Origin of the sequence: Bacillus sp. TSO22, from assembly GCF_020223595.1 — a bacterium.
Taxonomy (GTDB): domain Bacteria; phylum Bacillota; class Bacilli; order Bacillales; family Bacillaceae; genus Bacillus; species Bacillus inaquosorum.
Window position 1 is genome coordinate 189,387 of the sequence record NZ_JAHAWO010000012.1, and the last position, 12,605, is coordinate 201,991.

Annotated in this window: 11 protein-coding genes and 1 pseudogene; 7 read left to right on the plus strand and 5 right to left on the minus strand. The window is 46.2% G+C overall.

The features are described from left to right. Positions 1–48: 48 nt before the first annotated feature. A complete protein-coding gene (gene hemE / locus KHQ79_RS14950; protein WP_060398298.1) occupies positions 49–1,110 on the minus strand; it encodes a uroporphyrinogen decarboxylase in 1,062 nt (353 codons plus the stop codon). Between the two features lie 121 nt (positions 1,111–1,231). Then, on the minus strand, positions 1,232–3,376 hold the full coding sequence (locus tag KHQ79_RS14955) for a transglycosylase domain-containing protein (RefSeq protein WP_225515845.1): 2,145 nt from the start codon (positions 3,374–3,376) through the stop codon (positions 1,232–1,234). A gap of 121 nt (positions 3,377–3,497) precedes the next feature. Here KHQ79_RS14955 and hmoB point away from each other — a divergent pair, with 121 nt between their 5' ends. The 4 genes and pseudogenes from hmoB (at position 3,498) to sndC (ending at position 7,077) form a co-directional block, all read left to right on the plus strand. Beyond that, positions 3,498–3,998, plus strand: coding sequence for a heme-degrading oxygenase HmoB (gene hmoB / locus KHQ79_RS14960; RefSeq protein ID WP_225515847.1), 501 nt, complete (start codon positions 3,498–3,500; stop codon positions 3,996–3,998). 42 nt (positions 3,999–4,040) lie between these two features. Continuing rightward, a pseudogene (locus KHQ79_RS14965) lies at positions 4,041–4,358 on the plus strand (hypothetical protein). A gap of 68 nt (positions 4,359–4,426) precedes the next feature. After that, entirely contained in the window at positions 4,427–5,818 is a 1,392-nt protein-coding gene (locus tag KHQ79_RS14970; protein WP_225515849.1) for a hypothetical protein, read from the plus strand. Between the two features lie 68 nt (positions 5,819–5,886). Beyond that, the gene (gene sndC / locus KHQ79_RS14975; RefSeq protein WP_225515851.1) at positions 5,887–7,077 is read left to right on the plus strand and encodes an N-acetyl amino acid acetylase SndC; all 1,191 of its coding nucleotides are present in this window, start codon (positions 5,887–5,889) and stop codon (positions 7,075–7,077) included. A gap of 17 nt (positions 7,078–7,094) precedes the next feature. Here the strand turns inward: sndC and KHQ79_RS14980 are convergent, their stop codons facing one another. The 3 genes from KHQ79_RS14980 to ecsA are packed head-to-tail and all read right to left on the minus strand — an operon-like array spanning position 7,095 to position 9,790. Continuing rightward, the gene (locus KHQ79_RS14980) at positions 7,095–7,805 is read right to left on the minus strand and encodes an EcsC family protein (RefSeq protein WP_225515853.1); all 711 of its coding nucleotides are present in this window, start codon (positions 7,803–7,805) and stop codon (positions 7,095–7,097) included. Positions 7,806–7,827: 22 nt separating this feature from the next. Then, the gene (ecsB, locus tag KHQ79_RS14985) at positions 7,828–9,054 is read right to left on the minus strand and encodes an ABC transporter permease EcsB (protein WP_225515855.1); all 1,227 of its coding nucleotides are present in this window, start codon (positions 9,052–9,054) and stop codon (positions 7,828–7,830) included. Further along, positions 9,047–9,790, minus strand: coding sequence for an ABC transporter ATP-binding protein EcsA (ecsA, locus tag KHQ79_RS14990; protein WP_003239493.1), 744 nt, complete (start codon positions 9,788–9,790; stop codon positions 9,047–9,049). The genes ecsB and ecsA overlap by 8 nt, the downstream gene beginning before the upstream one ends. Before the next feature lie 487 nt (positions 9,791–10,277). Between ecsA and KHQ79_RS14995 the strand changes: the two genes are divergently transcribed. From KHQ79_RS14995 to trpP, 3 genes are all read left to right on the plus strand, one after another. After that, positions 10,278–10,715: an HIT family protein gene (locus KHQ79_RS14995; RefSeq protein ID WP_003239494.1), complete on the plus strand. Its 438-nt coding sequence runs from the start codon at positions 10,278–10,280 to the stop codon at positions 10,713–10,715. Positions 10,716–10,860: 145 nt separating this feature from the next. Continuing rightward, positions 10,861–11,940, plus strand: coding sequence for a 3-phosphoserine/phosphohydroxythreonine transaminase (gene serC, locus KHQ79_RS15000; protein ID WP_225515857.1), 1,080 nt, complete (start codon positions 10,861–10,863; stop codon positions 11,938–11,940). 123 nt (positions 11,941–12,063) lie between these two features. After that, the gene (trpP, locus tag KHQ79_RS15005) at positions 12,064–12,582 is read left to right on the plus strand and encodes a tryptophan transporter TrpP (RefSeq protein ID WP_019257945.1); all 519 of its coding nucleotides are present in this window, start codon (positions 12,064–12,066) and stop codon (positions 12,580–12,582) included. Positions 12,583–12,605 lie beyond the last annotated feature (23 nt).

The following is a 12,605-nucleotide window of genomic DNA, read 5'->3' on the forward strand; positions in this document are numbered from 1 at the left end:
TGATACAAACATTTTGACAGGATATCATCATGATACCAAAAGATATGCTTAGGAATATTGACCCATTTTTTTGTTTTGTGAATATTTATGGACAAATGCTGTCAGTTTTTTCAAAACCTCAGGACTGACGTCAGGAAATACTCCGTGTCCAAGGTTGAAAATGAAGCTGTCCGATTTCATGCCCTGATCAAGTATTTCCGTCGTTTTCTTCTCAATGACTTCCCATGGCGCAAGCAAAATGGACGGGTCCAGGTTGCCCTGCACTGTTTTGGTGATGCCTTTTGATCTGGCTTCATCAATGCTGAGTCTCCAATCGAGCCCGACCACATCGAGCGGAAGGTCATGCCAATCACCTGCCAGATGGCTTGCACCGACGCCAAACATAATCAGCGGCACATTCTCCTCCGCAAGCTCTGAAAAAATCCGGTTCATTACGGGTTTGATGTATGTTCTGTAATCTGCCTGATTCAGCGCGCCGACCCACGAATCAAAGATTTGAATCGCCTTTGCGCCTGCCTTAATCTGCGCTTTCACATACACGATTACCATGTCGGCAAGCTTGGACATCAGCAGATTCCATGCATCCGGCATGCTGTACATGAAGGCTTTTGTTTTATTGTAATTTTTAGACGGACCGCCTTCGATCATATAGCTTGCCAGTGTAAAAGGCGCACCTGAGAAACCGATGAGCGGGACGTTCAGCTGTTCATTGACAAGCAGTTTAATCGTCTCAAGCACGTACGGCACGTCCTGTTCCGGATCAATCTGGCCGAGTTTTTCAATGTCCGCCAGAGACCGGATCGGCTGATCAATCACAGGCCCGATCCCGTTTTTGATTTCAACATCCACACCGATTGACGGCAGCGGAGTCATGATATCTTTATAAAGGATTGCAGCATCGACACCGTATTGCTCAACCGGCAGTCTTGTGACATAGGCACAAAGTTCGGGCTGATGTGTAATGTCAAACAATCCGTATTTTTCCTTCAGCTTACGGTATTCCGGCTGTGAGCGCCCCGCTTGTCTCATATACCATACAGGCGTGTGATCCGCTTTTTCTCCCCGTGCAGCTTTTAAAAACGTCTCGTTAAACGTTTCTCGTTTACTCATCTGATTTCCACCTTTCATACTGCAACCATACGTTCGTATTTCTTGACTTATTACACTATACCTCGTTTTGGGCAAATGGTATAGAAATGAGGCTCAAAGTTCAAAAAATCGCCGAATTCCATTAAGAGGAAAACAATTTAGGCTGAACGTAATCGGTTCCTTCCCCTTCTCTTTTTGTCTGTATATTATAAGGCACAATTTTATAAGAAGCGCCCGAAAACAAGTTGGCATAAGGGATTTCATAGCTTCCCTTTCCTTCAACTGAATCAAGAAGCGTCTCCTTGCCGTCCTTATTTACATAAATTCTGTATACAGCCCGATCATCCTCTTGGGCATTCCATTTTAATTCAATGGTAAACAGTCCCGCAGCTTTAAATGTGTAATCCGCTGTCAGTGTTTTGACCGGCTCCAGCTCAATCGGGCTTTCCAGTTCTTTGACGTTTTTAGGCTTTGTAAACACAGAACCGGTTTCTCCTGCCTGTGTCAAAATATCCTTAAACAGTCTCGTCGGATACGCGCTGCCGCCTTTTAAATAATGGTTTTGATCCGTTTTGTCATAGCCCATCCAGATAGCTCCGGTTATTTTCGGCGTATAGCCGGCAAACCAGGCGTCCTTTGTCGCGCCGGAGACGCCTGTATAAGACGTGGAACCGGTTTTTCCCGCCAGGTCTCCGTGATAGGTGCCGGACGTGGCCGTTCCCTTTTTGACCACCTGCTGCAGCATTCTTGTCATATTCCAGGACGTCTGCTTGCTGAATACCCGCTTTCCTTCTTCTTTATGATCGGCAATTGTTTCTCCGTCTTCATCCATTATGCTAGAAATAAAGTACGGCTCAGTATACATTCCATTCGCTGCAAATGTATGGAACGCGCCGGCAAGCTGAAGCGGTGAAACGCCTTTTTCCAAGCCGCCGAGAGCGAGGGCAAGGCCTTCATCAGGGATATCAATGCCGTTTGCTTTCAAATAAGATTTTCCTGTTTCGACGCCGATCTCATTCAGCGTCCAGACAGCCGGCGCGTTTTTGCTGTACGTAATGGCGTCAGACATGGTCACTTCGCCCTCATACCGGCTGTCATAGTTTTTCGGCGTATAATCTCCGTAGGATTGCAGCTCATCCTTCAATAGAGAATATGGTTTAAATTTCTTTTCCTGCATCGCCGGTCCGTATACTGCAAGCGGCTTAAATGTGGAACCCGGCTGGCGTACAGCTGTGACGCGGTTATATCCTTTGGCTGTGTAATCTCTTCCGCCGATCGCCGCTTCCACACCGCCTGTCTTGTTATTGATAAAGACCGCGCTTCCTTCAGCATTTTGATCTGTTCCAGGATAATAGCTTCCCTGCTTCATCACCTGATAAGCCGTCTTCTGCAGCTTGGAATCAAGCGGTACCTTGATCGTGTATCCGCCTTGAAGGAGCTGCTCTCCGGAAATCGAGTACTTGTCCTCCGCCTCTTCAATCACAAGATCAATATAGCTGTCAAACCAGGGAGTTTCCGACTGTTTCTTTACGTGCAGCCCAAGCGTTCGGCCCTGCGCGCTGACAGCGTCTTTCGCACTGATGTAGCCTTGGTCATTCATCATGCCGAGAATCGTATCACGCCGCTCCTTATTTTTATCAGGATGCAAAACAGGAGAATACGTAGAAGGCGCCTTCGGAATAGCGGCCAAAACCGCCCCTTCGGATACAGTCAAATCTTTTACTTCTTTATTAAAATAATAGTGAGATGCCGCTTGTATGCCGTAGACCCCATGTCCGAAGTAAAGCTGATTCAAATACATTTCCAGCAGCTTGTCCTTGCTGTACTCCCGTTCAAGGTTGATCGCAATGATCACTTCTTTTGTTTTTCTTAAAAACGTTTTGTCATGTGTCAGAAAAATATTTTTGGCAAGCTGCTGGGTGATCGTGCTTCCGCCTTCCACCTTTCCGCCTGCTAATATATCGCGGTACACTGCCCTTCCGACAGATTTCACATCAATGCCGTGATGCTCATAGAACCGTTTATCCTCAACAGCGATAAACGCTTCTCTGACCTGCTTCGGAATCTCATTGATCGAGACCGGCTCACGATTTTCTGTATAGAGGCTTGCAACCTCATCTCCGTTTTGATCCACAATTTTAGAAGAGGCATGAAGAATCAGCTTCTTTTCATCTATGACATAATGCCCGAGAAAAATAATTGAAATATATCCTATTAAAGCGAGAAAAGCAGTTAACACTAAAATAATGATCGGTATAAATAGTTTCTTTTTCTTTACCTTAAACATAAACTCACCTCGCCTTTCTAAAGGTAGTATGGGAAAAATTGTTTGGAATTATGTTCGAAGCACTCGCCAATAGAAACTTATACCATTGTTTTGATATACTAGCAAGCAGGAGGTGGCTGATATGAAGGTTTATATTACATATGGGACAGCCGATTTTTTAAAAACAATCGTAAAGAAGCATCCCTCAGAAAACATCCTTTTGATGCAGGGGCAGGAAAACGCGATTTTGATCCATGAAACAAACGGGGATACGGTTTTCCAGGCACCACACGCTTATGAAGTCATTGACCAAGCCGGAGAGATGAAGCATCCCGGTTTTGCAGTATTGAACAATATTGCCGTCACTCAGGAAGGACGTCCGCTGTTTGAAAACAGATTTAAAAACAGAGCGGGAAAAGTCGAAAACGAGCCTGGTTTTGAAGCGATTCGCGTACTGCGTCCGCTTGACAGTGATACCTATGTCATTCTGACCATGTGGGAAACCGAAAGAGCCTTTCAAGACTGGCAGCAGTCAGATTCATACAAAGAAGCCCACAAAAAACGCGGCACGTCTGCCGGAGTTGACACAACGTCAATCTTCTCCCGGCCTTCGTATGTCACCACATATTTCGCTGTCGAATAGCTGCCGGCATGTCCGGCAGCTTATTTATTGGAGGAAAGCAAAATGAAGTATACTTGCCCAGTCTGCGGGTTTAAGGGACTGGCTGAACCGGCATATGATAGGGAAGGGAATTATTCCTATGAAATCTGCCCGTGCTGCGGTTTTCAGTTCGGATTTGACGATTACGACATGCAACGCGAGGATGGTTCATATTTCGAACCATCGGAAAGCATCGTCGCCTACAGAAAAAACTGGCTTGCTGATGGGAGCGTCATTTTTTCTCCTGAATGCTTCCCAGAACATCAGCAAAAAGCAAACAGAGTGTTACAGCATCATTTGATTGAACAGCTAAAACAGATCAATGTTCATCTTCCATCATAACCCTGCCTTCTGTCCCGGCACCTTCCGCCCGCCTATGAATAATCTGTAGGAAGCGGAAGGAGTGATCAATGATGGAAATCGGGATTTTGTCTGTCCATGTTCTTTATGTGTTTTTTATCGGGGCGATTATCCTATTTATGCTGCTGCGGAAAGATACGACCTTTATTTCCTTATTCGGCATTTTTATCATATCATTATGGGCCAGCCATTCACTTTCAGCTTCTGTCAGCAGTCTATTCCACAGCTTTATCTACGCAGCTGGCGAACTGCTGCCCACGATTTTCATCATTTGCTTTATCGTTTCGATGAGTGATTTGTTAACGAAAACAGGGATAAATGAAGCGATGATTTCTCCCTTTATACGCCTTGTGAAAGGTCCTGTAATCGCCTACTGGCTGATTGGCGGCCTGATGTTCGCCATTTCTCTCTTCTTCTGGCCTTCTCCAGGTGTCGCTTTGATCGGCGCCGTCCTGCTTCCGGCAGCCGCCCGCGCCGGTTTGCCGCCTATTGCCTCCGCCATGGCCATGAACTTATTCGGCCACGGTTTTGCCCTGTCAGGAGATTTTGTCATTCAGGCGGCACCAAAGCTGACAGCAGATGCAGCAGGCATTCCAGTCGGTGATGTCGTTTCGGCCAGCATTCCTCTTGTGCTCATTATGGGCGTGACCACAACGACTGCGGCATTTCTCATGATTCAGCGCGAACGCAAAAAACAGTTACGTCCAGCTTCTTTTACCCCCGTACTTTCTGAGGAACAAAACACCTCGCTGTACTTGCCAAAACGTCTGCGATCCACACTGGCTCTTTTGATTCCGCTTATCTTTCTAGCTGATATCGCCTGCATGCTCTTGTTTAACCTTCAGGGAAATGATGCGACCGCGTTAATTGGCGGGTCTGCGATCTGCATCCTCATGATCGTTCATTTTCTCGTGTATAAGCAAAAAGGACTTGAAAAAATCACTGGCTATTTCATTGACGGATTCCAGTTCGGCTTTAAGGTTTTCGGCCCCGTCATCCCGATTGCCGCTTTCTTCTACCTTGGTGACTCAGGATTTGAAACCATACTGGGCACTTCACTCCCTAAAGGTTCCCACGGAATTGTCAATGATCTTGGCATCGCTTTATCCCATACGATGCCCATGTCAAAGGAGCTTGCCGCCGCTGCCTTAACTGCAGCTGGGGCCATAACAGGCCTCGACGGATCAGGGTTTTCAGGTATTTCTCTCGCCGGCTCTATCGCCAAGCTCTTTTCCTCCGCTCTTCATGCTGATCCAGCCGTACTAACCGCACTCGGTCAAATATCTGCCATCTGGGTGGGCGGCGGAACACTGGTCCCATGGGCGCTGATTCCCGCTGCAGCCATTTGTAAAGTTGATCCTTTTGAGCTTGCCAGAAAAAACTTTATCCCCGTCGTGATCGGCCTTTCAGTGACAACCATCGCAGCCATGGTTCTGCTTTGAAAGTAAGTTGAAATATTCAGACTTTTTCTATACAATCATGGAAAAGCATAGAAAAGGGGGAAGCGGCTTTGTCCATATCCACACTGCAGAAAGAGATTAACAAACAGCTCGACAGCTGTTTTGAAGAAATGGTCGAGATCAGGCGCCATTTTCATATGTATCCTGAGCTCTCGTTTCAAGAAGAAAAAACCGCCGCCTTTATTGCTTCCTATTATGAATCGTTAGGAGCTCCGATCCGCACGAATGTCGGCGGCAAAGGGATTTTAGCATATATAGAAGGAAGCGAACCCGGCCCTACCGTCGCTTTGCGGGCCGACTTTGACGCCCTCCCCATTCAAGATGAAAAAGATGTTCCTTACGCTTCCAAGGTGCCAGGCGTTATGCACGCGTGCGGCCATGACGGCCATACGGCAGCTCTTCTCGCAGTGGCGAAGGTCCTTCACCAAAACAGACATGAGCTGAAGGGAACGTTTGTGATGATCCACCAGCATGCGGAAGAATATTATCCGGGAGGCGCAAAGCCAATGATTGATGACGGCTGTCTCGAAAACGCGGATGTGATATTCGGCACGCATCTTTGGGCGACTGAGCCGCTCGGAACCATTCTCTGCCGCCCCGGCGCCGTGATGGCGGCGGCAGACCGATTTACGATCAACATTCACGGGAAGGGCGGTCACGGCGCTCATCCGCATGATACAAAAGACGCCGTCCTGATCGGCTCGCAAATCGTTTCCTCTTTGCAGCACATTGTCAGCCGCAAAGTCAATCCGATTCAATCCGCTGTTATTTCGACAGGCTCTTTCATCGCCGACAACCCGTTTAATGTTATCGCAGACCAAGCGACACTCATCGGCACAGCGCGTTCTTTTGACGAAAATGTCCGCAGCATGCTGGAGAAAGAAATTGAAGCAGTTGTAAAAGGAGTGTGCACCATGCACGGCGCGTCCTATGAGTACAACTATGAACGGGGCTATCCGGCAGTTGTGAACCATCCTGCAGAAACAAGCCACTTGGTCAGCATCGCAAAGAACATTGAGGGCGTTGAGCACGTCATTGACGGTGAACCGCAAATGGGCGGCGAGGATTTTGCTTACTACTTACAAAACGTCAAAGGCACCTTTTTCTTTACAGGTGCCGCTCCTGAACAGCCAGAACGAGTCTATTCCCACCATCACCCGAAATTTGACATCAATGAAAAAGCAATGCTGACAGCGGCCAAGGTGCTTGCGGGTGCCGCGATCACATATCATATGCTATAAAAAAACAGCCGGGGTGTTTATTCTCCGGCTGTTTCCTTTACTATTCTCAGATGAAAAACGTGTCTTGCCGTCTCGCCAAGCTGAGCAAGCAGCTTATAATTGGCAATACCGCCGACTGCCGCTCCTACTCCCGGCAAAAGCTGAAAAAGCTTCACGACGTCGATATAATCGCGATATTCCTGCTGGAACACTCTCCAGTCGATGCTCTTTTTCTCCGTCTCCCAATTTTCAATGACAGAAAAAAGCGATTTGCGGCAGTCATCACTCGAAAACGCAAGCTGAAATACAAGCAGCAAAAACATTCTTTCTTCAGAATCCTTCACATCATAGCCATAAATTGAGGATAAGGTAAACAAACACTTCATCTTAATCGAAAGCAGCAGCGGGAAATCGGCAATGCCTAAAAAAATGCCGCCTGCTCCGGTGCCGACTCCCTCAGCAGCTGCCACCTTCTGATAAGAAGCAATTGTTTTTTTCGCCAGTTCGTTTTTTTCACTGAGCGACAGTGTGCTTGTATCCTTCTTATAGGTGATAATATTGGAGCCGGCCATCGTCGCTTCCACCATTTTTTTCACGCTCTCGGTGACGACCGTATGGATTTTTTCAGGAATCCGCTCATTCACCTTCGTTTGCACACGCTTCGAAAAGCGTTCAAACATGGAATCCTTTCGCAAAAAATGCATTTTCCATTGAAGGGCTTCCTGCAGCAGCAGCTGATTGTCTGTCATTTGACCTACCCCTTTTTTAAGCTCACAGCTTGCCATGTTTTTTCAGTCTGGTTGTCATATAAGACGGCAGAACAACAAAAATCAGAACGGCAGAACCGATTAGCGCGTACAGAAAACCTGTCATGCCGGCAGCATAGGCAGATGCAGCAGACATCAGCAGCGCTTGAACGCTAAGTACAGTTTTTAATAGAGAGAAATAGCTTTTCAGCTTCGTTTCTTTTGTCACAGGGTAAAGCTCTTGAAGCGCCAGATGGACAAAATGGCCGAACAGCGGCAGAAGCTGAACGCCCGTAATGAAAATGGTAAACACAGTCAAAACCCCTGCAATGAGCGGGCTTGCCGACACATACATAATAATCAGCGCGAAAATGACCGTTAATCTGACGAGAATGCCCAAATAATCACTTGAACGCAAAAAGGCGCGGGTGAACATGTAAGCAAACGTTTTGCGCTGTTCAAACGGCACGAGCCGCAGCAAAAAGTCGAGATAGGCTCTCCGTTTCGCTTGCTTCCGCAAATGCGGGACATCGGTGAACAGGTTGGCAATCCGATAAAAACGCTGCTTCCGTCTCAATTCGGACTCAATATGGCTCTCCCATTTAAATGTTTTCCGTTTTGCTGAAGAAGACATATACAGATAAAGAGCAGCCATAATGACATAGACCACAAGCGCATACAAATAAACAGATTGGAAAACAAAATAAAGAACAAGCGTATTCGCCGCAAAGCGAATGATCACATCCATCCGTTTCATGCCTCGGTCATTCTGGAAGGTCGTACGCCATTCCATCACCTGATTCCACGCTTTCAGAAGCAAAAGCTGTGCAAATACTGCCGCATACGATGCGAGCGAAGCTCCCGGTGCGACGGCAAAATAAAGCGGCATCGCAACGATGCTCAGTGCAATCAGCGGAAACAGCTGAGACACATAGCTGTAGACAAACGCCTGCTTCAAGTAAGGCTCCATTTTCGCTTCAAGCGGCAATAAGAAGACAAGGTCAGCCTCCTTCAAAAGCGTCCGCACATAAGAGCTTGTCAACACGAGCGAAAACAATACGGCCATCACCCAGAAGGACGGAAAGTGAGCGGGAATGTCCCGTATCCATTTGCTGTACCAGCTTGCAGCGCCCGCGAGAAAAAAGATCAAAACAATGACAAGGTGATCGTTGAGCATATATTTCATGTACGTTCTTGTTTCTTTGATATGCTCCTGCAGCCGCGACTGCCAAATATCAAGCATATTATTCATGGCCAGCGTCTTCCTTTGTAAGCTCAAGATACAAATCGTCCAGCGCCGCGTCCTTCATTCCAAACTGCTCTCTCAGCTCGGACAGCGTGCCGCGCGCCCGCACCTCGCCGTTATGTAAAATAATAAACGAATCACAATAGCGTTCTGCCGTTGCCAAAATGTGTGTTGACATCAGGACGCTCGCCCCGCCTTTTTTCGCTTCATTCATTCGCTCAAGCAGTGCGTTAATCGCAAGCGGATCAAGCCCTAGAAAAGGCTCATCAATAATGTAGAGCGCGGGCTCTGCCAAAAATGCGCACATAATCATAACCTTCTGCTTCATTCCTTTGGAAAAATGAGCCGGGAACCACTTCAGCCTCTTTTCCATTCGGAATTCCTTTAAAAGCGCCGGCAGCCTTTTCTCCATCGTTTCTTTTGACAGGCCGTATGCCATGGCTGTTAATTCAAGATGCTCCATCAGCGTCAGCTCTTCATATAAAACAGGTGTTTCGGGTATATAGGTGAATTGTGAGCGGTAGCCTTCCGGATCCTCAGCAAAGGTTTTCCCGTTTAATTCGATCGATCCTTTGTGCGGGTCCATCAGCCCGATAATATGTCTGATTGTTGTACTTTTACCCGCACCGTTCAGCCCGATTAAGCCGACAATTTGATTCGGTTCAAGGGTGAATGATACGTTTTTTAAAACCGGATTTCTTGTATATCCGCCGGTTAAGTCTTTTACCGATAGCAGAGACATAGTTTCTCCCCTTATATTGTTTTTCTTCATAGTACCAAAAACAAGGCCTGATTTGAAACAATTCCCTTTTAACAAATGATGAATTTGCTGTCATAAAGAGACAGTTTTCTGGACATCATAATGGTCGTAGAGGAAAAGCATATCAACTGAAAAATGAGGTGTTTGTCAAAGACGTCTTAGAGACAGTTGGATAGAAAATAAACATGTCCAATGCTCAAACCATTTCTCTTCACTGAATTGATGAATTCTTCATCTATGAAGCAAATTGTCAAATGAGGTGTTTATCGCAGGAATCGTTAGGCATTAAACAAGTCTTCATTTTATTGACAAATGAGGTGCTTACCAAAGGCATATCACATTTTCTTCATATAAGCTCTTCCTCTGCATTCAGGGTGAACGCTCGCCGTTCATCCTGTTTTCTATTTTCTGCATTTCTGTGGTACGATGAGTGTATACATACTAAACAATTTCATAAGGAGGAACCCTCATGCATAGTGCAGAGAATTGTATCTTTTGTAAAATTATCGCCGGCGACATTCCGTCCGCAAAGGTGTATGAAGATGAACATGTGCTGGCCTTCCTTGATATCAGCCAAGTGACAAAGGGACACACGCTTGTCATTCCGAAAACACATATCGAAAATGTGTATGAATTTACGGATGAATTAGCAAAACAATATTTTCACGCCGTTCCGAAAATCGCCCGTGCCATCCGGGATGAATTTGAACCGATCGGCTTAAATACGCTGAACAATAACGGCGAAAAAGCAGGACAATCTGTTTTTCATTATCATATGCATATCATCCCGCGCTACGGAAAAGGAGACGGATTCGGAGCGGTTTGGAAAACACATGCTGATGATTACAAACCGGAGGATCTGCAGAACATTTCTTCCTCTATCGCAAAACGCCTGGCCTCATCATAAGATGAGGTTTTTTTATTTGTGAACATTTCGCAAACATCCGTCAATTTCTTTTGATTATTCTAATTTTTTATCAAAAAACTGAATTTTTGTGATAGGATAATTGTATTATTTTATACATTAACGTGGAAAACAGGGAGAGATCATGATGGAACGTACAACGAATTTTAACGCAGGTCCTGCAGCGCTGCCATTGGAAGTTCTGCAAAAAGCACAGAAAGAATTTATTGATTTTAACGAATCCGGCATGTCCGTTATGGAGCTTTCCCACCGCAGCAAAGAGTATGAAGCGGTGCACCAAAAAGCGAAAAGCCTTTTAATCGAACTGATGGGCATCCCGGAAGATTACGATATTTTGTTTCTTCAAGGCGGGGCAAGCCTTCAATTCTCAATGCTTCCGATGAACTTTTTAACACCCGAAAAAACCGCGCATTTTGTGATGACCGGCGCATGGTCTGAAAAAGCACTGGCAGAAACGAAGCTGTTCGGAAATACGTCTGTCACTGCTACAAGTGAAGCAGACAATTATAGTTTTATTCCGGAGGTTGACCTTTCAGATGTAAAAGACGGTGCGTATTTACATATCACGTCCAACAATACGATTTTCGGCACACAGTGGCAGGAATTCCCGAATTCCCCAATTCCGCTCGTAGCTGACATGTCCAGCGATATTTTGAGCAGAAAAATCGATGTGTCCAAGTTTGACGTGATCTACGGAGGCGCTCAAAAGAACCTCGGCCCTTCCGGTGTGACAGTTGTCATCATGAAAAAAACTTGGCTGCAAAGTGAAAATGCGAACGTTCCAAAAATCCTGAAATATTCAACGCATGTCAAAGCGGACTCACTCTACAACACTCCGCCGACATTTGCGATTTATATGCTGAGCCTTGTTCTGGAATGGCTGAAGGAAAACGGCGGTGTGGACGCTGTTGAACAGCGCAATGAACAAAAAGCTCAGGTTCTCTACAGCTGTATTGATGAAAGCAACGGATTCTATAAAGGGCATGCCAGAAAGGACAGCCGCTCACGCATGAATGTTACCTTCACGCTTCGTGATGACGAATTAACAAAAACATTCGTTCAGGAAGCAAAAGCAGCAAAAATGGTTGGCCTTGGCGGACACCGCTCAGTAGGAGGCTGCCGCGCTTCTATTTATAACGCGGTATCTCTCGAAGACTGTGAACAATTAGCTGCGTTCATGAAGAAATTCCAGCAGGAAAATGAGTAAAAAGTCTGGCTATGCAAACCGTTCGTTTGGTATACTGTTTGCATATCACATTCTTTAAGCCTTCGCAATAAATGACGAGCATATTATTGGAGGGCAAAAAGCTTAGCAGAGGAGAGCATAGATATGAAAACAAAAGAGTTAGTCACTATGGCTCTGTTTGCCGCAATCGGCGCAGCGCTTCATTCCATTATTCCGCCCTTTTTAGGCGGCATGAAACCAGATATGATGCTGATCATGATGTTCATGGGCATCCTGCTGTTCCCGCGGGTGCAAAACGTACTCGTCATCGGGATTGTGACTGGAATCATTTCCGCGCTTACAACAGCATTCCCAGCCGGACAGATTCCTAACATCATCGATAAACCCGTGTCAGCGTTTCTGTTCTTCACCCTGTTCCTTTTGTTCAGAAGGAGCCAAAAAACAGGTGCAGCAGCAGTGTTGACAGCGATCGGGACCATCTTATCGGGAATTGTATTTTTAACGTCAGCTCTATTGATCGTCGGTTTGCCTGGCGGTTTCACCGCATTGTTCGCGGCTGTTGTTCTGCCTGCCACTGTGCTGAATACCATCGCCATGATCATTATTTATCCGATCGTGCAAACCATCTTAAGACGTTCCAGTTTTATGGAAGCTGCTAAGTAATTGTCACCCAAAACCTCTTCCGC